The organism is Stutzerimonas stutzeri, assembly GCF_019090095.1.
Classification (GTDB): domain Bacteria; phylum Pseudomonadota; class Gammaproteobacteria; order Pseudomonadales; family Pseudomonadaceae; genus Stutzerimonas; species Stutzerimonas stutzeri_AN.
The window spans coordinates 1,784,633-1,809,794 of sequence record NZ_JAGQFP010000002.1; the positions used below are offsets into that span (position 1 = coordinate 1,784,633).

At 60.7% G+C, this 25,162-nt stretch carries 28 protein-coding genes and 3 tRNA genes; 25 read left to right on the forward strand and 6 right to left on the reverse strand.

The window, feature by feature from the left end:
• Positions 1-16 precede the first annotated feature (16 nt).
• Both KVO92_RS17980 and KVO92_RS17985 read left to right on the forward strand, forming a co-directional pair.
• On the forward strand, positions 17-439 hold the full coding sequence (locus tag KVO92_RS17980) for an HIT family protein (RefSeq protein WP_217476891.1): 423 nt from the start codon (positions 17-19) through the stop codon (positions 437-439).
• Positions 440-443: 4 nt separating this feature from the next.
• Positions 444-650 (forward strand): SlyX family protein, encoded by a 207-nt coding sequence (locus KVO92_RS17985; protein WP_217476892.1) that lies wholly within the window; start codon positions 444-446, stop codon positions 648-650.
• Between the two features lie 47 nt (positions 651-697).
• Here the strand turns inward: KVO92_RS17985 and KVO92_RS22805 are convergent, their stop codons facing one another.
• Both KVO92_RS22805 and KVO92_RS17995 read right to left on the reverse strand, forming a co-directional pair.
• Complete coding sequence (locus KVO92_RS22805) at positions 698-1,339, reverse strand: cold-shock protein (protein ID WP_217476893.1); 642 nt, start codon at positions 1,337-1,339, stop codon at positions 698-700.
• A gap of 264 nt (positions 1,340-1,603) precedes the next feature.
• Positions 1,604-2,074 (reverse strand): Dps family protein, encoded by a 471-nt coding sequence (locus KVO92_RS17995; protein WP_102847221.1) that lies wholly within the window; start codon positions 2,072-2,074, stop codon positions 1,604-1,606.
• A 369-nt stretch (positions 2,075-2,443) separates the two neighbouring features.
• On the opposite strand from KVO92_RS17995, the gene aspS reads away from it, so the two are divergent.
• From aspS to nadA, 17 genes are all read left to right on the forward strand, one after another.
• Positions 2,444-4,219, forward strand: a complete 1,776-nt coding sequence (gene aspS, locus KVO92_RS18000) for an aspartate--tRNA ligase (RefSeq protein ID WP_217477296.1) — start codon at positions 2,444-2,446, stop codon at positions 4,217-4,219.
• A 76-nt stretch (positions 4,220-4,295) separates the two neighbouring features.
• Positions 4,296-5,042: a YebC/PmpR family DNA-binding transcriptional regulator gene (locus tag KVO92_RS18005; protein ID WP_217476894.1), complete on the forward strand. Its 747-nt coding sequence runs from the start codon at positions 4,296-4,298 to the stop codon at positions 5,040-5,042.
• Between the two features lie 154 nt (positions 5,043-5,196).
• Positions 5,197-5,721, forward strand: coding sequence for a crossover junction endodeoxyribonuclease RuvC (gene ruvC / locus KVO92_RS18010; protein ID WP_217476895.1), 525 nt, complete (start codon positions 5,197-5,199; stop codon positions 5,719-5,721).
• A 93-nt stretch (positions 5,722-5,814) separates the two neighbouring features.
• Complete coding sequence (gene ruvA, locus KVO92_RS18015) at positions 5,815-6,420, forward strand: Holliday junction branch migration protein RuvA (protein ID WP_217476896.1); 606 nt, start codon at positions 5,815-5,817, stop codon at positions 6,418-6,420.
• Positions 6,420-7,472, forward strand: a complete 1,053-nt coding sequence (ruvB, locus tag KVO92_RS18020; RefSeq protein ID WP_217476897.1) for a Holliday junction branch migration DNA helicase RuvB — start codon at positions 6,420-6,422, stop codon at positions 7,470-7,472. Before ruvA ends, ruvB begins: the two co-directional genes overlap by 1 nt.
• Positions 7,473-7,522: 50 nt before the next feature.
• Positions 7,523-7,966 (forward strand): tol-pal system-associated acyl-CoA thioesterase, encoded by a 444-nt coding sequence (ybgC, locus tag KVO92_RS18025; RefSeq protein WP_217476898.1) that lies wholly within the window; start codon positions 7,523-7,525, stop codon positions 7,964-7,966.
• 2 nt (positions 7,967-7,968) lie between these two features.
• Complete coding sequence (gene tolQ, locus KVO92_RS18030; protein WP_217476899.1) at positions 7,969-8,661, forward strand: protein TolQ; 693 nt, start codon at positions 7,969-7,971, stop codon at positions 8,659-8,661.
• An 11-nt stretch (positions 8,662-8,672) separates the two neighbouring features.
• Positions 8,673-9,125: a protein TolR gene (gene tolR / locus KVO92_RS18035; RefSeq protein ID WP_217476900.1), complete on the forward strand. Its 453-nt coding sequence runs from the start codon at positions 8,673-8,675 to the stop codon at positions 9,123-9,125.
• On the forward strand, positions 9,125-10,156 hold the full coding sequence (gene tolA / locus KVO92_RS18040) for a cell envelope integrity protein TolA (RefSeq protein ID WP_217476901.1): 1,032 nt from the start codon (positions 9,125-9,127) through the stop codon (positions 10,154-10,156). The genes tolR and tolA overlap by 1 nt, the downstream gene beginning before the upstream one ends.
• Complete coding sequence (gene tolB / locus KVO92_RS18045) at positions 10,153-11,454, forward strand: Tol-Pal system beta propeller repeat protein TolB (protein ID WP_217476902.1); 1,302 nt, start codon at positions 10,153-10,155, stop codon at positions 11,452-11,454. Before tolA ends, tolB begins: the two co-directional genes overlap by 4 nt.
• A 49-nt stretch (positions 11,455-11,503) precedes the next feature.
• A complete protein-coding gene (gene pal, locus KVO92_RS18050) occupies positions 11,504-12,010 on the forward strand; it encodes a peptidoglycan-associated lipoprotein Pal (RefSeq protein ID WP_021209200.1) in 507 nt (168 codons plus the stop codon).
• A gap of 6 nt (positions 12,011-12,016) precedes the next feature.
• Complete coding sequence (gene ybgF / locus KVO92_RS18055; RefSeq protein WP_217476903.1) at positions 12,017-12,844, forward strand: tol-pal system protein YbgF; 828 nt, start codon at positions 12,017-12,019, stop codon at positions 12,842-12,844.
• A gap of 120 nt (positions 12,845-12,964) precedes the next feature.
• Positions 12,965-13,612: a 7-carboxy-7-deazaguanine synthase QueE gene (gene queE, locus KVO92_RS18060; RefSeq protein WP_217476904.1), complete on the forward strand. Its 648-nt coding sequence runs from the start codon at positions 12,965-12,967 to the stop codon at positions 13,610-13,612.
• 56 nt (positions 13,613-13,668) lie between these two features.
• The gene (gene queC / locus KVO92_RS18065) at positions 13,669-14,343 is read left to right on the forward strand and encodes a 7-cyano-7-deazaguanine synthase QueC (protein ID WP_217476905.1); all 675 of its coding nucleotides are present in this window, start codon (positions 13,669-13,671) and stop codon (positions 14,341-14,343) included.
• A 58-nt stretch (positions 14,344-14,401) separates the two neighbouring features.
• Positions 14,402-14,477: transfer RNA gene (locus KVO92_RS18070), tRNA-Lys, on the forward strand.
• Positions 14,478-14,666: 189 nt separating this feature from the next.
• Positions 14,667-16,166 carry an acetyl-CoA hydrolase/transferase family protein gene (locus KVO92_RS18075; RefSeq protein WP_217476906.1) on the forward strand — a complete coding sequence of 500 codons (1,500 nt, stop codon included), beginning with the start codon at positions 14,667-14,669 and terminating at the stop codon, positions 16,164-16,166.
• A 246-nt stretch (positions 16,167-16,412) separates the two neighbouring features.
• Positions 16,413-17,471: a quinolinate synthase NadA gene (gene nadA / locus KVO92_RS18080; protein WP_217476907.1), complete on the forward strand. Its 1,059-nt coding sequence runs from the start codon at positions 16,413-16,415 to the stop codon at positions 17,469-17,471.
• Between the two features lie 48 nt (positions 17,472-17,519).
• On the opposite strand, the gene KVO92_RS18085 is transcribed toward nadA, so the two are convergent.
• Complete coding sequence (locus KVO92_RS18085; protein ID WP_217476908.1) at positions 17,520-18,950, reverse strand: M48 family metalloprotease; 1,431 nt, start codon at positions 18,948-18,950, stop codon at positions 17,520-17,522.
• A gap of 107 nt (positions 18,951-19,057) precedes the next feature.
• Between KVO92_RS18085 and KVO92_RS18090 the strand changes: the two genes are divergently transcribed.
• Together KVO92_RS18090 and KVO92_RS18095 are read left to right on the forward strand one after the other, a co-directional pair.
• Complete coding sequence (locus KVO92_RS18090) at positions 19,058-19,309, forward strand: sulfurtransferase TusA family protein (protein ID WP_217476909.1); 252 nt, start codon at positions 19,058-19,060, stop codon at positions 19,307-19,309.
• A 20-nt stretch (positions 19,310-19,329) separates the two neighbouring features.
• Entirely contained in the window at positions 19,330-20,406 is a 1,077-nt protein-coding gene (locus tag KVO92_RS18095) for an AI-2E family transporter (protein ID WP_217476910.1), read from the forward strand.
• A 33-nt stretch (positions 20,407-20,439) separates the two neighbouring features.
• Here the strand turns inward: KVO92_RS18095 and KVO92_RS18100 are convergent, their stop codons facing one another.
• Both KVO92_RS18100 and KVO92_RS18105 read right to left on the reverse strand, forming a co-directional pair.
• Entirely contained in the window at positions 20,440-20,913 is a 474-nt protein-coding gene (locus tag KVO92_RS18100; RefSeq protein ID WP_217476911.1) for a peroxiredoxin, read from the reverse strand.
• 14 nt (positions 20,914-20,927) lie between these two features.
• Positions 20,928-21,488: a glycine cleavage system protein R gene (locus KVO92_RS18105; RefSeq protein WP_217476912.1), complete on the reverse strand. Its 561-nt coding sequence runs from the start codon at positions 21,486-21,488 to the stop codon at positions 20,928-20,930.
• 218 nt (positions 21,489-21,706) lie between these two features.
• On the opposite strand from KVO92_RS18105, the gene dapA reads away from it, so the two are divergent.
• The 4 genes from dapA to KVO92_RS18125 all read left to right on the forward strand — a co-directional run bounded on the left by dapA (position 21,707) and on the right by KVO92_RS18125 (position 24,924).
• On the forward strand, positions 21,707-22,585 hold the full coding sequence (gene dapA / locus KVO92_RS18110; protein WP_217476913.1) for a 4-hydroxy-tetrahydrodipicolinate synthase: 879 nt from the start codon (positions 21,707-21,709) through the stop codon (positions 22,583-22,585).
• Positions 22,586-22,625: 40 nt separating this feature from the next.
• Positions 22,626-23,726: an outer membrane protein assembly factor BamC gene (bamC, locus tag KVO92_RS18115; protein WP_217476914.1), complete on the forward strand. Its 1,101-nt coding sequence runs from the start codon at positions 22,626-22,628 to the stop codon at positions 23,724-23,726.
• Between the two features lie 126 nt (positions 23,727-23,852).
• Positions 23,853-24,722, forward strand: a complete 870-nt coding sequence (locus KVO92_RS18120; protein ID WP_217476915.1) for a phosphoribosylaminoimidazolesuccinocarboxamide synthase — start codon at positions 23,853-23,855, stop codon at positions 24,720-24,722.
• 112 nt (positions 24,723-24,834) lie between these two features.
• A tRNA-Ser gene (locus tag KVO92_RS18125) sits at positions 24,835-24,924 on the forward strand.
• On the opposite strand, the gene KVO92_RS18130 is transcribed toward KVO92_RS18125, so the two are convergent.
• Positions 24,850-24,951, reverse strand: a tRNA-Gln gene (locus KVO92_RS18130). The genes KVO92_RS18125 and KVO92_RS18130 overlap by 75 nt on opposite strands.
• Positions 24,952-25,162 lie beyond the last annotated feature (211 nt).

Here is a 25,162-nt window from a genome sequence, read left to right on the forward strand (position 1 = left end):
GAACTGGAGTGCCGTTATGTTCGTTCTCGACTCACGATTGGAGCAGGACACGCTCAATATGGGCGATTTTCCATTGTGCCGGCTGTTGCTGATGAACGATGCCAATTATCCCTGGTTCATTCTGGTGCCACGTCGAGAGGAGGTCAGTGAGTTGTTTCAGCTGGACCCGGCGGACCAGCAGGCCCTGTGGCGAGAGGCGACGGCACTGGCCGAGACGCTGAAAGACACGTTCGGCGCGGACAAGATGAACATCGCAACCCTGGGTAACGTGGTGGCTCAGTTGCATATGCATGTCATCGCGCGGCGGCGCGATGACGCGGCTTGGCCGGCGCCTGTCTGGGGGAGGCACGCGGCGAACCCTTACAGCGAGGCCCAGGTGGCGGCGATCAAGCAGAAGCTGAAGCTGGTGCTTACCGACAACTTTCGATTTGCGGAGTGACATCATGGAGCTCGAGCAACGGATTATCGATCTGGAGGCGCGCCTGGCGTTTCAAGACGACACGATTCAAACGCTGAACGATGAATTGGTTGAGCAGCAGCGGACCGTCGAACGCTTGCAGGCGCAGCTGGCATTGCTCGCCAGGCGGCAAGAAGATATGCAAAGCAGAATAGGGGGCGAGGGGGACGAAGCGCCTCCGCCGCACTACTGATTGCCGCGGCGGAGGTGATACGCCAGGGTTGAACCCTGGCGCCTGTGTCAGCTAACGGACTGGCTGGGGACGACGTCCTCGGCCTGCAAGCCCTTGTCGCGCATCATGATGGTGAATTCGACGCGCTGACCTTCGACCAGCACTCGGTGGCCTTCGCCGCGAATGGCGCGGAAGTGGACGAATACGTCGTCGCCGCTGTCACGGGAAATGAAGCCGAACCCTTTGGAGGTGTTAAACCACTTGACCGTGCCTGTTTCGCGTCCAGCGGCAGCGGCTGGCGTCGACGCAGTCTTGGGTTGGGGTCTACGGGTGGTCGAAGTCCGGCTGCGGTCGCTCGTTGGCAGATTCTTCGACGGCGCTGCCAGTTGCAGCAGCACGGCGACGAAAGCGAGCATGAGGCTGGCAAGCGTTGCCGGCTGGCCGGCAATGGCGGTAACTGGTGTCAGTAGCACGATGGCCTGAACTGCAACCGTGACAATCAACAGTGCCGATGCGACGAGCAGAATCGGGCGGCCCCGGCCATGCATGTGCGATGGGCCAAACGAGGCGAACTGTACGTTCAACAAGCCGAGAAACAATAAAGCCAGGGCCTCAGGTTGCACCAGTAGTGGCAACGCTCCGCTGAGGCTGGGTAGGAATGACAACACTAAGGCAGCAACGCCCGTTAACACATGGATGATCTTCAGCATTCGTATGACTCATAGTTAAAAAGCACGACAGTAAGCGGCAGGCAATGGACGAAAGATGGCTGAGCGTGAAACTCGGTCGCTCTATTGATGGCGTCCAGCCTGCGGCGCGCGCGAATTTAACAGTAAAGGAACGGGCTGCTCAAATGGATGGCGTGACAGCCGCTGGAGAAGGGCGGGCGCGGTGGCGATGGCGGGGCTGTCGATTTCCCCGAACCGTGGCGGGATGACCGCAGGTGCGGCCACCCCGCGCAAAGCCTAGCTACCTCAGGCAGCGAGCAGACTGCGCAGCATCCAGGCAGTTTTCTCATGAATCTGCATGCGCTGGGTCAGGAGGTCAGCGGTGGGTTCGTCGCTGACCTTTTCCAGCAGCGGGAAGATGCCGCGGGCGGTCCGCACCACTGCCTCCTGCCCCTCTACCAACAGCTTGATCATCTCTTCCGCGGACGGAATACCCTCCTGCTCCTTGATGGAGGACAGCTTGGCGTAGGCTGCGTAGGTTCCTGGAGCGGGAAAGCCGAGTGCGCGGATGCGCTCGGCGATGTCATCCACGGCAACTGCCAATTCGGTGTACTGGGTCTCGAACATGGTGTGCAGGGTGTTGAACATCGGGCCCGTCACGTTCCAGTGAAAGTTGTGCGTCTTCAGGTACAGCGTGTAGGTGTCGGCCAGCAGGCGGGACAAGCCGTCTGCGATGGCGGCGCGATCCTGTTCGGCAATACCGATATCAATTTCCATGTTGCTCTCCCGTTTGATGAGTCCACTAATAGTTATGCCAGAAAACAATTGCCCGTAGCGAGTGACGAGCTGTCGCCAGGCGTGATGTACTGATTGGAAGCTTTCTGCCCAAGTCCGTTCAAATGGTGTTCGCTATCGGCTCGATTGCTTGCGCCTATAGCCGTCGGCTGCGTTGAATGGATTATGCAGATATAATCCCGCGCTTGTGTCGGACGGCCGGTGTGCGCCGTACGGGAAGCGGGGCGCTTTGGCGCCGGTCGCTGCCGTAGATGCCGATGAGTAACACCCAGGCGGGGCAAGAAGCAGCCGTCTGCCCAGTCGCGAGTTCAGCGACCCAACGAATTCAAGATGCGAGAAGCGAACCTCACCATGATGCGCAGCCACTATTGCGGCCAGTTGAACGAAAGCCTGGACGGCCAGGAAATCACTCTATGCGGCTGGGTTCATCGCCGCCGGGACCACGGCGGGGTGATCTTCCTCGATATTCGCGATCGTGAGGGGCTGGCCCAGGTCGTATTCGACCCGGATCGCGCCGAGACCTTTGCCACGGCAGACAAGGTGCGTAGCGAATACGTCGTCAAGATCACTGGCAAGGTTCGCCTGCGTCCGGCTGGGGCGGTCAACCCGAACATGGCGTCCGGTGCGATCGAAGTGCTGGGCTACGAGCTCGAAGTGCTGAACGAGGCGGAAACCCCGCCGTTCCCGCTGAATGAATACAGCGACGTCGGCGAGGAAACCCGTCTGCGCTATCGCTTCATCGACTTGCGCCGCCCGGAAATGGCGGAGAAGCTCAAGCTGCGTTCGCGCATCACCACCAGCATCCGTCGCTACCTGGACGAAAATGGCTTCCTCGACGTCGAGACGCCGATTCTTACCCGTGCCACGCCGGAAGGCGCGCGCGACTACCTTGTGCCTAGTCGCACCCATCCCGGCAGCTTCTTCGCGCTGCCCCAGTCACCCCAGCTGTTCAAGCAGCTGCTGATGGTTGCCGGCTTCGATCGCTACTACCAGATCGCCAAGTGCTTCCGTGACGAAGATCTGCGCGCCGACCGCCAGCCCGAATTTACCCAGATCGACATCGAGACCAGCTTCCTCAACGAGTCCGACATCATCGGCATCACCGAAGGCATGGTGCGCAAGCTGTTCAAGGAAGTACTGGGCGTCGAGTTCGGTGAGTTTCCGCACATGCCGTTCGAGGAGGCGATGCGTCGCTACGGCTCGGACAAGCCGGACCTGCGCATCCCGCTGGAGCTTGTCGATGTTGCCGACCAGCTGCAGGAAGTCGAGTTCAAGGTCTTCGCCGGCCCAGCCAACGATCCCAAGTGCCGTGTTGCCGCGCTGCGGGTGCCGGGCGGGGCGAGCGTGCCGCGCAAGCAGATCGACGACTACACCAAGTTCGTCGGCATCTACGGTGCCAAGGGCCTGGCCTACATCAAGGTCAACGAGCGCGCCAAGGGCGTCGAGGGCCTGCAGTCGCCGATCGTCAAGAACATTCCGGAAGACAAGCTGAACGTCATCCTCGATCGCGTCGGTGCGGTTGATGGCGACATCGTCTTTTTCGGCGCCGACAAGGCCAAGATTGTCTCTGAGGCGCTCGGCGCGCTGCGCATCAAGCTGGGCCATGACCTCAACCTCTTCACGTGCGAGTGGGCGCCGATGTGGGTCGTCGACTTCCCGATGTTCGAGGAGAACGATGACGGTTCGCTCAGCGCGTTGCACCATCCGTTCACCGCGCCCAAGTGCACACCCGAAGAGCTTGAGGCCAATCCTGCCGCGGCGCTGTCGCGTGCGTACGACATGGTGCTCAACGGTACCGAGCTGGGCGGTGGTTCCATTCGTATCCACCGCAAGGAAATGCAGCAGACCGTCTTCCGCATTCTCGGCATCGACGAAGCGGAGCAGAACGAGAAGTTCGGCTTCCTGCTCGATGCGCTGAAGTTTGGGGCACCGCCGCACGGCGGCCTGGCGTTCGGCCTTGATCGCCTGGTGATGCTGATGACCGGTGCACAATCGATCCGCGAAGTCATCGCCTTCCCGAAAACTCAGAGCGCAGCGGACGTCATGACCCAGGCGCCGGGTGCCGTGGATGCCAAGGCATTGCGCGAACTGCACATTCGCCTGCGCGAGCAGCCGAAAGCCGAATGATGATGGCCGGAGCCCAGGGAAACCTGGGCTCTTGGTTTAAGCAGATTGAAAAGTTGATCAAAAAGGGAGGCAGTTAATGGCTGGGCATTCCAAATGGGCCAACATCAAGCATCGCAAGGGGCGTCAGGACGCCAAGCGCGGCAAGATTTTCACCAAGCTGATTCGCGAGCTGACCGTTGCCGCCAAGAGCGGGGCGATTCCTGCCGATAATCCGCGTCTGCGCCTGGCCGTTGACAAGGCCTTGGTCGCCAATATGTCGCGCGATGTGATCGATCGCGCCATCGCTCGCGGTGCCGGCAACAACGAAGCCGACAACGTCGTCGAACTGACCTACGAAGGCTATGCGCCGAGCGGTGTCGCGATCATCGTCGAAGCCATGACCGACAACCGCAACCGTACGGCGGCCGAAGTGCGCCATGCCTTCAGCAAGCACGGCGGCAACCTGGGCACCGACGGTTCGGTGGCCTACATGTTCGATCGCAAGGGCCAGATCAGCTTCGCCGCGGGAGTGGACGAGGACGCACTGATGGAAGCGGCCCTCGAAGCGGGTGCCGACGATGTGGAAATGGGTGAGGATGGCTCGGCGCTGGTGTCCACCAGTTTCACCGAGTTCCACGCGGTCAACGAGGCGCTGAGCGCCGCCGGGTTCAAGGCTGAAGAGGCCGATATCGCGATGATTCCCTCGATCTCGGCGCCGCTCACCGATCTGGAAACCGCGCAGAAGGTATTGCGCCTGATCGATGCGCTGGAGGATCTGGATGACGTGCAGAACGTCTATCACAACGCGGAGATTCCAGACGAGATCATGGAACAGCTGGACTGATCCATCATGCGTTGCCCACAGCCGGAAGTGACCTCGGCGCGTCCGGCGTTTCGTTGGCGTTTTCGGCAGCTGTTCACGCTCGGTTATCTCGCTGGCCGCCATGCTTCGAGGTCCTTATACTGGCGGCTGGATAAATAGACAGTATGGCGACGGCATGACGCTTATTCTGGGGATTGACCCCGGTTCACGGATTACCGGCTACGGCGTGGTGAGGGATAACGGGCGCAGCTGCGAATACGTGGCCTCGGGATGCATCCGTACTGGCAGTGGCGAGCTGGCCGCCCGCCTGCAGGCTGTGTTCGTAGGCGTCAGCGAAGTGATTCGCCTTCATGGCCCGGTGACCATGGGTATCGAACAGGTGTTCATGGCGCGTAATGCCGATTCCGCCCTCAAGCTGGGCCAGGCGCGGGGCGCTGCGATCGTCGCCGCCGTCGGGCAGGGCCTGGATGTCGCTGAGTACACCGCCACACAGGTCAAACAGGCCATTGCCGGAACCGGTGGGGCCGATAAACAGCAGGTGCAGATGATGGTGATGCACTTATTGAAATTGGTGCAAAAGCCGCAGATCGATGCATCGGACGCCCTGGCCATCGCCTTGTGCCATGCCCATCATCGGCAGAGCCTGATTCCGCATGGCCTCTCGGGCGCCAAGCGGCGCGGTGGCCGCCTGCGCCTGTAGCGGTCCATCGCTGTGATGTCGTTCTTCGCGTTCTGATGCCACCCGTTTATTCCGGCCGAAGCCGGGCATGCCGATCCTAGGAGAGCAGAGTTTGTGATTGGACGTTTGCGCGGCACCCTGGCTGAAAAACAGCCGCCCCACCTGATCGTCGACGTGAATGGGGTCGGCTATGAAGTCGAAGTGCCCATGACTACCCTGTATCGCCTGCCAGCAGTAGGCGAGCCGGTAACGCTGCATATTCATCTGGTGGTGCGCGAGGATGCCCAGCTGTTGTACGGCTTCTCGGATAAGCGCGACCGTGAGCTGTTTCGTGAGCTGATTCGCCTCAACGGCGTGGGCCCCAAGCTGGCGCTGGCCTTGATGTCAGGGCTGGAGGTCGACGAACTGGTGCGCTGTGTTCAGGCTCAGGACACCTCCGTGCTGGTCAAGATTCCCGGCGTGGGCAAGAAAACCGCCGAGCGTCTGCTGGTGGAACTCAAGGATCGCTTCAAGGCCTGGGAGAACATGCCGTCCATCGCAACGCTGGTGGTGGAACCCCAGAGAGCCGTGGCAGTCTCAAGCGCGGAGAACGATGCCGTCAGTGCCCTGATCTCGCTGGGCTTCAAGCCGCAAGAGGCCAGCCGTGCTGTATCCGCCGTACAGGGAGACGATTTGAGCAGTGAAGACCTGATCCGCCGTGCACTCAAGGGAATGGTCTAGTGATCGAAGCAGATCGTCTGATTACCGCCACCGGTCGAGACCGCGAGGAGCAGTTCGACCGCGCCATTCGCCCGCTGAACCTGGCCGATTACATTGGGCAGCCTGTCGTGCGCGAGCAGATGGATCTCTTCATTCGTGCCGCCCGGGCGCGCAAGGAAGCGCTGGATCACACGCTTATCTTCGGTCCTCCAGGGCTCGGCAAGACTACGCTGGCCAACATCATCGCGCAGGAGATGGGGGTATCGATCAAGAGTACATCGGGGCCGGTGCTTGAGCGCCCGGGTGATCTCGCCGCGTTGCTGACCAATCTGGAGGAGGGCGACGTCCTCTTTGTCGACGAGATCCACCGGTTGTCGCCCATCGTCGAAGAGGTGCTCTATCCGGCGATGGAAGACTTCCAGCTCGACATCATGATCGGCGAGGGGCCCGCTGCGCGCTCGATCAAGCTCGACCTGCCGCCGTTCACGTTGGTCGGGGCAACGACCCGGGCCGGTATGTTGACCAATCCGCTGCGAGATCGCTTCGGTATCGTGCAGCGTCTGGAGTTCTACTCCACCGCTGATCTGGCCACCATCGTCGCGCGGTCGGCTGGCATTCTCGGCCTGCCCATAGAGGCCGAAGGCGCTGTCGAAATTGCGCGCCGGGCGCGGGGAACGCCACGCATCGCCAATCGCCTGCTACGGCGCGTTCGCGACTTCGCCGAGGTGCGCGGCAACGGGGAAATCACGCGTGGCACTGCCGACCTGGCGTTGAACATGCTCGACGTCGACGAGCGCGGCCTGGATCACCAGGATCGCCGCTTGCTACTGACGCTCATCGAGAAGTTCGACGGTGGGCCTGTGGGTATCGACAGTCTTGCCGCCGCGATCAGCGAGGAGCGTCATACCATCGAGGACGTGCTCGAGCCCTACCTCATTCAGCAGGGCTACATCATGCGTACCCCGCGCGGCCGGGTGGTCACGCGTCACGCCTATCTGCACTTCGGTTTGAACCTGCCGAAACGCATGGTTGAGCCGCCAATCGCCGACCTTTTCAGTGGCGATATGGATTGAGAAAAAATCTTTGTTTCACCCGATTGGCATTTGCAGGGCCTGGCACTAGTATGCGCGCGGAATCACATGCTCAACCGTTTCTCCACCGGTGTCGTGTCTATTACGAAGACACCGATGCGGGCGGTATCGTTTATTACGTCAATTATCTCAAGTTCATGGAGCGGGCCCGTACCGAGCGGTTGCGCAGCCTGGGGTTCGCCCAGTCGCAGCTGGTTGGTGAAGACCTGCTTTTTGTCGTGCATTCCAGCGAAGCGCGATACCACGCACCGGCCAGGCTGGACGATGAGTTGCTGGTGTCGGCTGAAGTGATAGAAATGAAGCGCGCAAGCCTGCGATTCAAGCAGCAGGTGCGGCGAGCGAAGGATGATGTGCTGCTCTGCGAAGGGCAGTTCGTGGTGGCCTGTGTGCGCACCGAGAGTTTGAAACCCCGTTCCATTCCCGAAGGGCTGCGAGCAGCTTTCGCCGGGTCGGGCCTACCCCCTGCAGGAGAGTAAGCGTGGAAGCCAACGTCGATCATATGTCCATGTGGAGCCTGATCAGCAATGCCAGCTTTGTGGTTCAGTTGGTGATGCTGATTCTGGTAGGCGCCTCGGTGATGTCGTGGATCCTGATTTTCCAGCGCGGCGCCATGCTTCGTGCCGCCAAGCGTTCGCTGGATGCCTTCGAGGAGCGCTTCTGGTCCGGAATCGACCTGTCCAAGCTTTACCGGCAAGCTGGCAGCAACCCTGATCCCGATTCGGGTGTGGAGCAGATCTTCCGTGCCGGATTCAAGGAATTTTCCCGTCTGCGCCAGCAGCAGGGCGTAGATCCAGACGCGGTGATGGATGGTGTCAACCGCGCCATGCGAGTGGCTATCTCGCGCGAGGAAGAGAAGCTCGAACAGAGCCTGCCATTCCTGGCAACTGTCGGTTCCACCAGCCCCTATATCGGTCTGTTCGGTACCGTTTGGGGCATCATGAACTCGTTCCGCGGCCTGGCGCAGGTGCAGCAGGCGACCCTGGCGACCGTGGCCCCCGGCATTGCCGAAGCGCTGATCGCTACCGCCATCGGTCTGTTCGCCGCAATTCCTGCGGTCATCGCCTACAACCGCTTCTCGGCGCGTGGTGAGATGCTCATCGGTCGCTATTACACCTTTGCCGATGAATTCCAGGCGATTCTGCACCGCAAAGTTCACACCACTGAAGATTGAGGCCGCAGGCCATGGCTAGAATTCGCAACAGACGCAAACCTGTCGCTGAAATGAACGTGGTTCCCTACATCGACGTGATGCTGGTGCTATTGGTCATTTTCATGGTGACCGCGCCGATGCTCAATCAGGGTGTAAAGGTCGATCTGCCGAAGGTCAGCAGCGAGGTCCTGCCTCAGGATAACGATGCGCGCGTACTGACCATCTCGATCAAAGCCGACAAAACCTACTACTGGAACATGGGCTCCGAGGTCGACACGGACACCGTTCAGGACAAGGCGCTGACCCTCGGCGAGATGACCAAGGCGGTGACCGCGATCATGAACCAGAACCGCAGCCAGGGTAAGCAGGTGCAGGTATTCGTACGCGGCGACAAGGCAGTGGACTATGGTTCGGTGATGGCCGCCATGGGAGGGCTGCAGGAAGCAGGCGTAGGTAATGTCGGCCTGATAACCGAGGCGCCGTGATGCCACGTCCGGAACGTTCGCGCTCGGAAAGTCTTTATTGGCCCACGATTCTGGCGGTTGGGCTGCACGTCATCATTTTCGGAATGCTCTTCGTCAGCTTCGCCATGACACCGGAGCTGCCGCCTTCCAAGCCCATCGTTCAGGCGACGTTGTACCAGCTCAAATCTCAAAGCCAGGCCAAGACGCAGACCAATCAGAAGATTGCCGGCGAGGCGAAGAAGACGGCTGCCAAGCAGTACGAAACCGAGCAGATGGAGCAACGCAAGGTCGAGCAGCAAAAGCAGGCTGCCGCTAAAGCTGCGGAACAAAAAAAGGCTGATGAGGCTCGAAAGGCCGAGGCAGCGAAGGCTGAGGCCGCCCAAAAGGCAGCCGAGGCCAAGAAGGCCGAAGCCGCCAAGCAGGCCGAGCAGAAGAAACAGGCCGATATCGCCAAGAAGAAGGCCGCCGACGAGGCAGCGAAAAAGAAAGCGGCCGAAGAGGCGGAAAAGAAAAAGGCTGCCGAGGAAGCGAAGAAAAAAGCGGCTGCCGAGCAGGCCAAGAAAAAGGCGGCGGAAGACGCCAAGAAGAAGGCCGCTGCGGAAGCAGCGAAGAAAAAAGCTGCCGAAGAGGCGAAGAAGAAGGCCGCCGCCGAGGCCGCGCGTAAGGCAGCCGAAGACAAGAAGGCACAAGCGCTGGCCGAGTTGTTGTCTGACGATACCGAGCGGCAGCAAGCCATGGCTGATACCCAGGGTGATCAGGTGGCCGGTAATTTCGATGATCTGATCCGCCTGCGCGCGGCAGAAGGTTGGAGTCGACCGCCCTCGGCACGTAACAACATGTCGGTTACGCTGCAGGTCAACATGTTGCCGGACGGCACTATCACCTCCGTCACTGTTTCACGTTCAAGCGGCGATGCGCCATTCGACAATTCGGCGGTCGCAGCAGTTAAGAATATCGGTCGGCTGACCGAGATGCAGGGCCTCTCTGCCCAGGATTTCCAGCCGTATCGCTCGTTCAAGATGACATTTACGCCTGAGGATCTAGCGTTGTGATCAATTACCTTCGAGGTTTCACTGTCCTTCTCCTGTTAGTGCTGGGCACCGCCATGGCTCAGGAGAAGAACATCGTCGTTACCAGTGGCGCCGATCGTGCGATTCCGATTGCCGTGGTGCCGTTCGGCTGGCAGGGCGGCACGGTGCTGCCGGAGGACATGGCCGAGATCGTCGGCAACGACATGCGCAACACCGGGATCTTCCAGCCTATTCCCAAGCAGAACATGATTAGCATGCCCAGCAGCGGCAGCGAGATTATCTTCCGGGACTGGAAAGCGCTGGGCGCGCAATACGTCATGGTCGGCAATATCACGCCGTCGGCTGGCAAGCTGCAGATTCGCTACGAGTTGTTCAACGTCGCCACCGAGCAGCAGGTCATGACCGGCACCGTGGGAGGCAGCCAGGATCAATTGCGCGACATGGCCCATTACGCGGCCGATCAGGCTTTCGAGAAACTGACCGGTATCAAGGGCGCGTTCTCCACGCGACTGCTTTACGTTACGGTCGAGCGTCTCGGTGGCGCGAACACCCGCTATACCTTGCAGCGTTCCGACTATGACGGTGCGCGTGCGGTGACATTGCTGCAGTCCCGCGAACCTATCCTGTCGCCGCGCTATTCGCCGGACGGGCGTCGTATCGCCTATGTCTCGTTCGAGCAGAAGCGCCCGCGTATCTTCATGCAGCATATTGATACCGGCCGTCGCGAGCAGATCACCAATTTCGAGGGGCTCAATGGCGCGCCGGCGTTCTCGCCCGACGGCAATCGCCTGGCATTCGTGCTGTCGAAGGACGGCAACCCGGAGATTTACGTCATGGACCTGGGCTCGCGCCAGCTCCAGCGCCTGACCAACCATTACGCCATCGATACCGAGCCGTTCTGGGGTGCCGATGGTCAGACCATCTACTTCACGTCCGACCGCGCCGGCAAGCCGCAGATCTACAAGCAGCGCCTGGGTAGCAACAATGCCGAACGGGTGACGTTCGTCGGCAACTACAACGCCAACCCGAAACTATCGGCAGATGAAAAGACTCTTGTGATGATCCATCGTCAGGAGGGCTACACCAACTTCAAGGTCGCTGCGCAGGATCTTCAGCGTGGCAACCTGAGGTTGCTGTCGGATACCAGTTTAGATGAGTCGCCCACTGTTGCGCCTAATGGCACCATGCTAATCTACGCGACCCGCCAGCAGGGCCGGGGAGTCTTGATGCTCGTATCGATCAACGGTCGAGTTAGGCTCCCGCTTCCTACTGCTCAAGGCGAAGTCCGTGAGCCATCGTGGTCCCCTTACCTGAACTGATGCGGTACAACGCTTTACCTAACCAAAAACACACCTGGGGTTGTTACACATGGAAATGCTGAAATTCGGTAAGTTCGCTGCGCTGGCTCTGGCGATGGCTGTCGCTGTTGGTTGTTCGTCCAAAGGCGGCGACGACTCGGGCGAAGGTTCGTCGGCTATCGATCCGAACGCTGGCTACGGTGCTGACAGCGGCGCTGTCGACGGCAGCATGAGCGGCGAAGAAGCTGCCCTGCGCGCCATCACCACCTTCTACTTCGAGTACGACAGTTCCGACCTGAAGCCAGAAGCCATGCGCGCTCTGGACGTTCATGCCAAGGACCTGAAGTCCGCCGGCAATCGTGTCGTTCTGGAAGGCCACACCGACGAGCGCGGTACCCGCGAGTACAACATGGCTCTGGGCGAGCGTCGTGCGAAAGCCGTTCAGCGCTACCTGGTTCTGCAGGGCGTATCCCCTGCGCAGCTGGAACTGGTTTCCTACGGTGAAGAGCGTCCGGTTGCCATGGGCAACGACGAGCAGTCCTGGGCTCAGAACCGCCGCGTTGAGCTGCGTAAGTAATAAGCCATGCTCAAGCACCGTTACGCTCTGACGCTTTTAGCGCTTGGCCTGCCGCTCTTCGCGGCGGCCCAGGTCCCGGTGGTGGATTACGACTCGCAGGGCCAAAGTGGCTCGCCCGAGACGAACTACTCTTCCGGTGCGGAAACTGGCGGTGCCTATGTCGGAGGCGGGGCAGCAGCCCCGTCTTCGGCGCAGGGTATGCTCTTCGTTCAGTTGCAGCAGATGCAGGAAGAGATCGCGCAACTGCGGGGCATGCTCGAAGTGCAACAGAACGAGATCCAGCGCCTCAAACAGGAAGGTCTGGAACGTTATCAAGATTTGGACAGTCGCTTATCCGCTGCCTCTTCGGGCAGATCGGTGAGCCAGAATTCTTCAACCCCTGACGCAATTGACGCCAGGGGCCCTATCCAGCCGCCTGCGGGCGCGCCGGCGCAAGGCGCAGCGAATAGCCAGTCAGCCGATCCCGAAAAGGAAAAGCTCTACTATGACGCGGCGTTCGACCTGATCAAGGCGAAGGATTTCGAAAAGGCCAGCCAGGCCTTTTCGGCTTTCTTGCGTAAATATCCCACTAGTCCCTATGCGGGCAATGCGCAGTATTGGCTGGGTGAGGTAAATCTTGCCAAGGGCGATCTGCAGGGCGCTGGCCAGGCTTTCGCCAAGGTTAGCCAGGCGTATCCGCAGCACAACAAGGTGCCGGATTCGCTGTACAAGCTGGCTGACGTCGAGATACGGCTAGGCAATCGGGACAAGGCAAACGGTATTCTCCGTCAGGTCATTGCTGAATACCCGAATAGTTCGGCCGCGCAGTTGGCGCAGCGCCAGCTGAATCGATAAGCCGAAACCGCACGGCACGCTAAACAAAACCCGCCTCTTGGCGGGTTTTTCGTTAGAATCACCGCCCCTTTTCCGCAACGGAGGCGGATGGCCTGTTTAGCCGTCACGCCCGTGGCTTATATGCAAGATACCCTGCGAATCTCCGAGATCTTCTTCTCGTTGCAGGGGGAGACGCGTACCAGTGGCCTGCCCACTGTGTTCGTTCGCCTGACCGGCTGCCCCCTGCGCTGTCAATACTGCGATACCGCTTATGCCTTCAGTGGCGGCGACATCATGCCGCTCGAAGCGATCATCGAGCGGATCGCCTCCTTCAAGCCTCGCTACGTCTGCGTCACCGGTGGCGAGCCATTGGCCCAACCCAATTGCCTGCCCTTGTTGAGGCAGCTCTGCGACGCCGGCTACGAGGTATCGCTGGAAACCAGTGGTGCCCTGGACATCAGTGGCACGGACGAGCGCGTAAGCCGGGTGGTTGACCTGAAGACGCCAGGGTCGGCCGAGGTGGGGCGCAATCGGTACGAGAATATCGGCCAGCTGACGCCCAATGACCAGGTGAAGTTCGTGATCTGCTCGCGCGAGGACTACGACTGGGCGGTCTCCAAACTCATCGAATACCGGCTGGAGACGCGTGCGGGGGAAGTGTTGTTTTCGCCCAGTCACGGCCAGGTGGATGCGCGGGCGCTGGCTGACTGGATCGTCAGCGATAACCTCCCGGTACGCTTGCAGCTTCAGCTGCACAAGATTCTCTGGAACGACGCCCCCGGCCACTGATATCCGCCGCAGCGTCCTGATGTGAAGGGCGCCGGTATTTCCGACAGGTAAACACCATGACTGACAAGAAAGCCGTGATCCTTCTTTCTGGCGGGCTCGACTCTGCAACGGTAGTCGCGATGGCCAGGGCGCAGGGATACGACTGCTACACCATGAGTTTCGATTACGGCCAGCGCCATCGCGCCGAGTTGCAGGCCGCCGAGCGCGTCGCCCAACAATTGGGCGTAGTCGAGCACAAGGTCATTGGCATGAACCTGAATGGCATCGGTGGCTCCGCGCTCACCGACGCCAGCATTGCCGTGCCGGAAGTAGCGGGCGAGGGGATTCCGGTCACCTACGTGCCCGCTCGCAACACCTTGTTTCTCTCGCTGGCCCTGGGGTGGGCCGAGGTGCTCGGTGCGCGCGATATTTTTATCGGCGTTAACGCGATTGATTATTCAGGCTACCCCGATTGCCGACCGGAGTTCGTGGCGGCGTTCGAGCGCATGGCCAACCTGGCGACCAAGGCTGGCGTGGAGGGGCAGGGCTTCACGATTCGTGCGCCTTTGCAGAATCTCAGCAAGGCTGAGATCGTTCGAGCCGGTATTGGGCTAGGCGTGGATTACGCCATGACGGTGTCGTGTTATCAGGCCGATGGCGATGGGCGCGCCTGTGGCAAATGCGAGAGCTGTCGTCTGCGTGCGGCGGGTTTTGCAGAGGCAGGCGTCGTGGATCCGACCCGCTATCTCTAAATTCTTTTCTTAAAACCGTTGATTTATTCAATCAAATCAGTATCATGCGCCCCGCATTGGGTCGTTAGCTCAGTTGGTAGAGCAGTTGGCTTTTAACCAATTGGTCGTAGGTTCGAATCCTACACGACCCACCATATCCCCCTAGCGGGCACGAAGCCGGATACCGATTGGTCATCCGGCTTTTTTATGCCCGTCTTTCGCGGCGCGGATCGCGTTTATCCCTCTATTTCTATCGTTTTTCACTACGACCATGGTCTGTAAATGAGTCCAGAACAAACGTAATAGACTGCGGCCTCCCGAAGGTCCGTTGGTTTGAGGCTCACATGTATTCCGATCGCATCCGCTTGTCCTCCCTGCAGAGCAAGGTCATGAGCGCCCAGGAGGCGGCTACTTTTATCCACGACGGCATGACCGTCGGCATGAGCGGCTTTACCCGTGCGGGTGAGGCGAAAGCGGTGCCCCTGGCACTGATCGATCGTGCGAAAGACGAGAAGCTGAAAATCAGCCTGATCACGGGTGCCAGCCTCGGCAACGACCTGGACGGAAAAATGGCTGCAGCGGGCCTGCTGGCGCGTCGCGGGCCGTTTCAAGCGGACGCCACGCTGCGCAAGGCGATCAACCAGGGTGAGGTCATGTTCATCGACCAGCACCTGTCGCACACCGTCGAGCAGATGCGCAACAACCAGATCAAGCGTCCGGACGTGACCATCGTCGAGGCGGTGTGCATTACCGAGCAGGGCCATATCGTTCCGACGACATCGGTAGGTAACTCCGCCAACCTGGCCGTATTTGCCGACAAGATCATTGTCGAGCTGAACCTGGCTCACAACCCCAACCTGGAAGGCCTGCACGATATCTACTTCCCAGGCGAGCGTCCCAACCGCGGACCCATTCCGCTGACCAAGGTAGACGATCGTATCGGTACGCCGGCCATTCCGGTGGATCCGGCCAAGATCGCGGCGATCGTAATCACCGAACAGCCGGACTCCTATTCCACCGTGACTCCGCCGGACGAAGAGACCCAGGCGATCGCCAACCACCTCGTCGAGTTCTTCAAGAAAGAAGTTGCCGAAGGCCGCCTACCGAAGAATCTTGGTCCGATGCAGGTGGGTATCGGCAACATCGCCAACGCCGTTGTCTGTGGCTTGATCGATTCGCCGTTCGAAGACCTCGTGATGTATTCCGAAGTGCTGCAGGACTGCACCTTCGAACTGATCGATGCCGGCAAGATGAAATTTGCCTCGGGGTGCTCCATTACCCTGTCCGAGCGTTGCAACGATCGCGTGTTTGGAAACCTGGAAAAGTACAAGGACAAGCTGGTGCTGCGTCCTCAGGAAATATCCAACCATCCGGAGCTGGTACGGCGCCTCGGTATCGTCGGCATCAACACCGCCTTGGAATTCGATATCTACGGCAACGTCAACTCGACGCACGTTGGCGGCACCAAGATGATGAATGGCATCGGCGGGTCGGGCGACTTCGCCCGTAACGCCAACATGGCCATCTTCGTGACCAAGTCGATCGCCAAGGGCGGCAACATTTCGAGCGTCGTACCCATGGTTGCGCACGTCGATCACACCGAGCACGATGTGGAAATCCTGGTTACGGAGCAGGGCCTGGCGGATCTGCGCGGGTTGGCGCCGCGTGAGCGGGCGCGGGTGATCATCGACAATTGCGTTCATCCGTCCTACCGGGAAGCCCTGAACCAGTACTTCGAAGGCGCTTGTGACCGCGGTGGCCAAACCCCGCACATGCTGCGCGAAGCCATGCAGTGGCATATCAATCTCGAAGAACGTGGCCACATGCTCAAAGGCGAGCGGTGACATGAAAAAGACCGCCGGCTGATGCCGGCGGTTTTCATTTGGGCGGCGCAAAAAAGCGATGTCGCCTGGTAGGCCCTCGCTTTCCCTTTTGCAGAGGCATCGGCTAGTATTCTTGCCCCTTGAGCGGGCAGGAAGGCGGAATCTGCATATCGTACTGCCTCTCCCTTTCGCCTCGTTCGAGCCGATCCGGTTGACCGGCTGTTGCCCGGCGCTTCATGCAATAACGTGCTTTGCAGGACCGCGAACATGACGCAGATCCCCGAACGTATCTTGGTGCAGGCTCACCTGGCGGCCAAGCAGCCCAAGCCGTTGACGCCCGAGCAGGAGGCGCAGCTGCGCCGCGATATCGCCGCGGAGCTGAAACGGCAAAATGCCGTGCTGGTGGCGCACTACTACACCGACCCGGTGATCCAGTCGCTCGCTGAAGAAACCGGCGGTTGTGTCGCCGACTCGCTCGAAATGGCACGCTTCGGCAACGAGCACGAGGCGCAGACGGTGGTGGTGGCCGGCGTCAAGTTCATGGGAGAAACAGCGAAGATCCTCAATCCAGAGAAGCGTGTGCTGATGCCCACGCTGGACGCTACCTGCTCGCTGGATCTCGGTTGCCCGGTGGAGGAGTTCTCGGCCTTCTGCGATCAGCATCCGGAGCGTACTGTGGTCGTCTACGCCAATACTTCCGCGGCGGTCAAGGCGAGGGCGGACTGGGTGGTGACGTCGAGTTGTGCGCTGGAGATCGTCGAAAGCCTCATGGATAACGGCGAGAAGATCATCTGGGCCCCGGACAAGCATCTCGGCAGCTATGTGCAGCGTGAAACCGGGGCCGACATGCTGCTGTGGGATGGCGCCTGTATCGTCCACGAAGAGTTCAAGGCGAAGCAGCTGGAAGACATGAAGGCACTCTATCCGGATGCCGCCATTCTGGTTCATCCCGAGTCGCCCGAATCGGTCATCGCCCTGGCGGATGCCGTGGGCTCCACCAGTCAGCTGATCAAGGCGGCGCAGACACTGGCCAATCCCACTTTTATCGTCGCGACTGACCGCGGCATCTTCTACAAGATGCAGCAACTGTGTCCGGACAAACAATTCGTCGAAGCCCCGACTGCCGGCAATGGCGCCACTTGCCGTAGCTGCGCTCATTGCCCGTGGATGGCCATGAACACGCTGGAGCGCACACTGGACTGCCTGCGGCTGGGCAGCAACGAGATATTCGTGGATCCCGCGCTGGTGCCGCGCGCGGTCAAACCATTGAAGCGAATGCTGGACTTCACCCAAGCCGCGCGCATGCTGCAGGCCGGTAACGCCTGAGGCCGGTCCTGCGATGGGCAACGCGCCGCCCGTGCGCGTTTCCCATGCTCAGCGCAGCATCTCCTCGACCATGCGCTTCTCTTCAATCAGTGCTTTTTGCCGCGTATCTATGCGAGCTGCCGTCTGGAAGTTCGTCGAGCGACGCTTGGCGAAGTCGAGCTGCTCGATCGCCTGATCATAATCACCCACCAATGCGAAGTACTCGGCACGGGCCTGATGCAGGCCGATGATGTTGCCGGTGAGGCCGCGAATCTCCGATACCTGATACCAGATGTCCGGGTCCTTGCTGCGAGCGTCGACCAGGGCGTCGAGCGCTTGCTCGGCCTCTTGCAGCTTGTTTTCCTTGATCAGCAGATCGATATGCGCCTGGCGCACCGGATAGCTGCCTGGGTAAAGATTGAGTAGACGCTGGGTTCGCGTGCGGGCAGCGGCGAGGCGGTTGGCGGTGATATCCAGCTCGATCTGGGCGAGGTTGTAGGTCGCGTCGTCGGGCTCCTTGGCCAGCAGTGGTTGCAGGTTGGCGGCCGCCTCATCGAGCTGTCCGCTCTTGATCTGTGCCAGCGCCAAACCATAGCGCGCAGCGTCGAGGTTTGGATTTTCGCTGAGCATGGCCCGGAAGCGCTTGGCGCTGACCCCTGGTGTGCTTTCGAATTTCAGATCGACCCGCGCGCGCATCAGCTGATAGCGCAGGCTGTCCTCGACGCCGCCCGTAGGATATTGCTCGGCACGGTTTTTTGTGTCGGCAATGCGCGACTCGGTAACCGGGTGGGTCAGCAGGAACTCGGGCGGTTTCTGATCGTAGCGATACTGGCGCATCAGCCGGCCGAACATCTCCGGCATCGCGCGTGGATCGTAACCGGCCTGTTCGAGGTTGATGATGCCGATACGATCGGCTTCCTGCTCGTTCTGGCGGGAGAAGCGTCGTTGCGCCTGGATTGCGGCGGCCTGGGTGGAGACGATCGCGGCGATACCGGCATCGCCGGCGCCGGCTGCGGCTGCGACGACACCGGCGAGCATGGCTGCCATCAACGGCAATTGCATGCGCTTCTGCTCCGCCAGCCCCCGAGCGAAATGGCGCTGGGACAGGTGCGCCAGTTCGTGCGCCAGTACCGAGGCGTACTCGGCTTCGGTCTGGGCATGCAGGAACAATCCGCCATTGACGCCGATAATGCCGCCCGGCGCGGCGAAGGCGTTGAGCTGCGGGCTGTCCAGGAGCACGAACTCCAGGCGTCGATCCTGCAATTGGCTGCTTTCGGCCAGTTTGTAGACGCTGCGCTCGACAAAGTCCTTGAGCTGGGGATCCGACAGTTGCGGCACCTGGGCCCGTAGCAGGCTGAGCCAGGCGCGACCAAGCTGATGTTCTTGCTCCGGTGAAACGATACCCGAGCTGGAGTCGCCGAGTGACGGAAGATCGTTGGCCATCAGCGGCTGCCCGATCAGGCAGGCCAGCGTCAGCAGAGTAGGGCGCAGCAGTTTCATCCAGACTGGCTCATTGAAGCGGGAGCGTTACTGTAGCTTTGTGCCTGGGTAGCTGGCCAGTGGTGGGCGCAGGTCGGTATCCTGCGCTTCTTTCTGGGAGATGACTCATGACTCAACAGCCTGTGCCCGACACCGTCTGCGATGCCGAGCTCGATGCCGTCGGGCTGGCCTGTCCGATGCCCCTGCTGAAGGCCAAGCTCGAGCTGAATCGGCTCGCCAGTGGGCAGGTGCTGATGGTCACGGCGACCGATCCGGGGTCGCAGCGCGATTTCCGCAGCTTTGCCAAGTTGGCCGGTCACACGCTGGTGCGTGAGGAGGCGGATGAAGGCGTTTTTCGATATTGGTTGCAAAAGGGCTGAGGCCCGCTAAGGAAGCGCACATGCTCAACGTTTTGCGCGGTTGGATTCATCGTTACTTCTCTGATGAAGAAGCGGTGGTTCTGGCTGTCTTGCTGGTCGCCGCATTCGCCGTGGTGTTGACCTTCGGGGACATGCTTGCCCCGGTGCTGGCCGGCCTGGTGCTGGCGTTCCTGATGCAAGGGCTGGTCGGTGCGCTCGAGCGCATCCGCATTCCTCACCTGGTGGCGGTCTGGCTGGTATTTCTGATGTTCGTCGGCGCACTGTCGGTATGCATCCTGTTTCTCGTGCCGCTGCTGTGGCAGCAGGTGCTGACCCTTTTCAACGAGTTGCCCCGAATGCTGGTCGAATGGCAGTCGCTGCTGCTGCTCTTGCCCGAGCGCTACCCGCAGTTGCTGACCGAAGAGCAGGTGCTGCGCGGCATCGACTTCATGCGCGGGGAGGTGGGGCGCTATGGGCAGGTGGTGCTGACGTCGTCCTTGTCCAGCCTACCACTGCTGCTGAGTCTGATGATCTACCTGATCCTGGTGCCGATTCTGGTGTTCTTCTTCCTCAAGGATCGCCAGCAGATCAGTGACTGGCTGAGCGGCTATCTGCCCCGAGAGCGAGCCTTGATTACCCAGGTTTCGCAGGAAATGAACATTCAAATCGCCAACTACATTCGAGGCAAGGCGATCGAAATCCTGATCTGTGGCGTGGTGTCCTATGCGGTGTTCGCGGCGCTGGAGCTGAACTACGCCGCGTTGTTGGCACTGCTGGTGGGTGTCTCTGTGGTGGTGCCTTACATCGGCGCTACGGTGGTCACCATTCCCATCGCCCTGATCGGATTGTTCCAGTGGGGCTTGGGCGATCAGTTCATTTACCTGATGGTGGCGTACGCGATCGTCCAGGCATTGGACGGTAACGTCCTGGTGCCCTTGCTGTTCTCCGAAGCGGTCAATCTGCATCCGGTGGCCATCATCTGCTCGGTTCTGCTGTTCGGTGGGCTCTGGGGCTTCTGGGGCGTGTTCTTTGCGATCCCCCTGGCCACCTTGTTCAAGGCGGTGCTCTATGCCTGGCCGCGCAAGGCACCCACGGTTCCGGTCGTGGAACACGTGTAGAACGAGAAAGGCCAGCATTCGCTGGCCTTTCGTCTATTGGCGATGCAGTGCCTGGGCGGCCTGCAAAACCGCTTCGACATGCCCGGGGACCTTCACGCCTCGCCATTGCTGACGGAGCACGCCGTCGCGGTCGATGAGGAAGGTGCTGCGGTCCACGCCCAGGTATTCCTTGCCATAAAGCTTCTTCAGCTTGATCACGTCGAACAGCTGGCAGAGCTGTTCGTCTTTGTCGCAGATAAGCTCGAAGGGAAACGCTTGTTTGGCTTTGAAGTTCTCATGGGTTTTCAGGCTGTCGCGGGACACGCCGAAGATCAGGGTGTTGGCCTCGCTGAAGGCGTCGTGCAGATCGCGAAAACCCTGGCCCTCGGTGGTGCAGCCCGGCGTGTTGTCTTTCGGGTAGAAATACAGCACGACCTGCTTGCCCTTCAGCGCGTCGAGGCTGACCTGGGTATCGTTGGTGGCCGGCGCCTGGAATGGCGGAACGGGTTGATCGATTTGCACGGGCATCGGGTCTTGCTCCATTAGGGATTTTGCGGGCGCCAGGGCTCTATGAGCGCGTCCAGATTCAGGGCGTCGGCAAAATCCAGGAACTGGTCGCGCAGCCAGCTGATCTGCGTGCCGGCCGGCAGCGTGACGGTCAGCGTCGCGTTGAGCATCGTGCCCCCGGTCTGGGGCGCCTGGTAGGTGTCGCAGGTCAGGCTCTCGAGCTCCACGCGATGATCAAGGAAGAACTGGCACAGCTCGTTGAGAATGTCCGGACGATACACCGAGCTGACATAGGCCACGTAGGGTAGCGCCTGCGGACGCGTTTCCAGTGCTTCGCTGCGCACCACGTTGGTGGTGAACTCGTGCTTCTTGGCCAGGCCGGGAAGCGCTGTCTCCATGCGAGCGAGGGCGTCCCAGGTTCCGGTGATCTCCAGGACCAGCGCGCAGAACTCGCCATGTCGCGTCAGGCGGGTACTGACGACGGCGCAGCGATTCTCGTTGCTGGCTCGGCAAAGCACGTTGGTGAGCGCCATCGGGTTACGGCCCATGGCGCTGATGACGAGAAACTGTTCTCGGGGTACTGGGGGGGTGGACATGCAGGTTCCTGGCGGTGATGAATCGGGTCGGCCAGCCAAGCCGAAAACGGCTAAGGGTAGCGAAAAGCATCGCCCGATGGAATGCGTGACGGGGTAAGCCCGTGCGAAGCGCGCGTCGCCGCCCGATCGTTCCGACGGCAGGTTGTATCCAGCCCACTCGCAAAGCGCACGGGAGCCTTGTACCATTACGCCTCTCTTTTTCCGGCAGGAGTGGTTGCATGATTGCGGGCAGTATGGTGGCGTTGGTCACTCCCATGGACGCACAGGGCGGTCTTGACTGGGATAGCCTGAGCAAACTCGTGGACTTCCATCTCCAGGAAGGTACCAATGCAATCGTTGCAGTCGGCACCACGGGTGAATCGGCTACCCTCGAGGTACCCGAACACATCGAAGTGATCCGCCGGGTGGTGGACCAGGTCAACGGTCGTATACCGGTGATCGCTGGTACCGGTGCCAACTCGACGCGCGAAGCGGTCGAGCTGACCGAAAACGCCAAGTCGGCCGGTGCCGATGCCTGCCTGCTGGTCACGCCTTATTACAACAAGCCGACTCAGGAAGGCTTGTACCTGCACTTCCGCCACATCGCCGAGGCGGTAGCGATTCCGCAGATCCTCTACAACGTACCGGGTCGCACCGCCTGCGACATGCTGCCTGAGACCATCGAGCGGTTGTCCACGGTGCCGAACATCATCGGCGTCAAGGAAGCGACCGGCGATCTCAAGCGCGGCCGGGAAGTACTCGATCGTGTCAGCAAGGATTTCCTCGTCTATTCGGGCGACGATGCCACCGCCGTTGAACTGATGCTGATGGGCGGCAAAGGCAACATCTCGGTCACCGCCAACGTCGCGCCGCGAGCGATGAGTGAGCTCTGCGCCGCGGCCATTGCCGGTGATGCGGAAAAAGCGCGGGCCATCAATGCCCTGCTGATGCCGCTGCATCAGACCCTGTTCCTAGAGGCCAATCCGATTCCAGTGAAGTGGGCGCTGCACGAGATGGGGCTGATGCAAGACGGCATCCGCCTGCCCCTGACCTGGCTGAGCCAGCGCTGCCAGGAGCCGCTCCGCGAGGCAATGCGCCAGTCCGGTGTGCTCGCCTGAGCGAGCTCCGCTTTACTGAATTGATAATGAAGGAACATGCATGAAGCGACTGGCCGGCCTTTCGACCCTAGCCCTGATCATCTCTGGAACCAGCGGCTGTGGCTGGATCTGGGGTGAAGACGGATATTTCCGCGACCGTGGTAGCGACTATCTTCAGGCCCGCCAGGTACCGCCGATGCAAGCGCCGGCCGATGTCAGCCTGCGACCGATCGAGCCCCTGCTGCCCATTCCTCAGCAGGTAGCTGACACCCGTGCGACCGGCGAATACGAAGTGCCGCGCCCGCAACGCCTGCTCATCGCCGAAGAAGCCAGCGATTACAGCCTGCAGACTTCGGAAGACGCGCGTTGGCTCGTCGCCATGCGCGCTCCGTCTCAGGTCTGGACCGCCGCTCGGCAGTTCTTCACCGACAATGGCTTCCAGATCGCCGACGAGCACCCGCAAACAGGCGAGTTCGTGACCGCCTGGCAGACCCGCGACCAGTTGGCTCCGGCACTGGTGCGCAATCTCGGCCTGGGCACCGGCGAAACCCGCGTCCGTGTTCGCATCGAACCCGGCGTGCAGCGCGACACCAGCGAAATCTACGTCCTGAGCGTCCAGCGTCCTGCCGGTAGCAGTGCCGATGTTGCCTGGCCTGACGAGCCGGTCAACGCCGAGCTCGATCGCGTATTGCTCGACGAATTGCAGGCGGGTCTGAACAGCCGTGCGGCTCAAGGCACGTCAACTTCGCTGCTGGCCGAGCGTGACTTCGATGCGCCGAGCCGTGTAACCCTTAGCGAAGCCGGCAGCGGCTCGCCCGTGTTGCAGCTCGATACCGATTTCAACCGCGCCTGGTCGAGCGTTGGCCGCGCCCTGGCCGCCAGCGACATCCTCGTCGAAGACCTCGATCGCAGCCTGGGTGTTTATTACATCAACCTGTCGGAAGGGGCGGCGAAGCCGGATGAAAAGCCAGGTTTCTTCGCCCGATTGTTCGGCACGACCCCGGACCGCGAGGAAATCGAGGCGCGTGCCGAGCGTTATCAAGTACGACTCACCGACATCGGTGGCAACGTGCAGGTGGCGCTCGACAAGAACCTCGATACCGTCGCGCCCGCAGACGTAGCCCGACGCGTGCTTGGCATGCTCAAAGAGAATCTGGACTGATCCTTCGCATCGATCCGCTCCAACCCATCCAGGCGAAACCGACAGGTTTCGCCTGTTTCGTTTGATGACAGATCCGATCGCCACCTGCGCACGCGGCGATGGCTCGGCAAAACCGCGAGAAGCGCCATGACCACTCCCAATGCCCTCAGCCTCAAGAAGATCTACTCCGGCAAGGTTCGTGATCTGTACGAGATCGACGACAAGCGCATGCTCATGGTCGCCACGGACCGCCTCTCGGCATTCGATGTCATCCTTGCCGAGCCGATTCCGGAAAAGGGCAAGATCCTCACGGCCATTTCCAACTTCTGGTTCGACAAGCTCGCCCATCTGGTGCCCAACCACTTCACCGGCGACAAGGTCGAGGACGTGGTCCCGGCCGATGAACTGCCGCTGGTAGAGGGCCGTGCGGTGGTGGCCAAGCGCCTCAAGCCGGTGGCGGTTGAAGCCATCGTCCGTGGCTACATCGTTGGTTCCGGCTGGAAGGAATATCAGAAGACCGGAACCGTCTGCGGAATTGCGCTGCCGGCGGGCTTGAAAGAGGCGGCCAAGCTGCCGCAACCCATCTTTACCCCGTCGACCAAGGCTGCCGTTGGCGACCACGACGAGAACATCTCCTTCGAGCAATGCGAGGCGATCATCGGCAAGGAGTTGGCCGCTCAGGTGCGCGATACATCGATCGCGCTGTATACAGCCGCGGTTGAATACGCGGCGACCCGGGGCATCATCATCGCCGACACCAAATTCGAGTTCGGGCTCGATGAAGAGGGGCGCCTGACCCTCATGGACGAAGTGCTGACGCCCGACTCCAGCCGTTTCTGGCCTGCGGACAGCTACCAGGAAGGCCGCAATCCGCCGAGCTTCGACAAGCAGTTCGTCCGCGACTGGCTGGAATCCACCGGCTGGAACAAGGAGCCGCCCGCGCCGCCGGTGCCCGCCGACGTCGCGCAGAAAACCGCCGACAAGTATCGCGAGGCCTTGACGCGCCTGACGGCTTGAGCAAGCACGCCGCCAATATTGGCGTATGGTCAACGCAACATGCTGAATAACGAGAAAAAAGCGCCCTGTGGGGTTCGACAATCGCTCGCGAACTGCTATGATGCGCGCCGCTGGAGAGATGCCGGAGTGGCCGAACGGGACGGATTCGAAATCCGTTGTACCCTCGCGGGTACCTAGGGTTCAAATCCCTATCTCTCCGCCACTATTCGAAACACTGGAAGCCCCGCCGCACTAAGCCTGCAGCGGGGCTTCTTTGTTTCCGGGGGTTTAATTTGGGGTAAATGTATCGGCAGATACAGCCCGCTCGACGCCACCTCGCTCCGGCCTGAACCGCTCATACGGGATACGATTGCGGCCATGCTTTTGGTATTGCCCGGTGTCCGTTGTCGTTGGTGATCGACCAGCTCACCGCCTGCCGTTCCATATGACGCTGCGCCCCG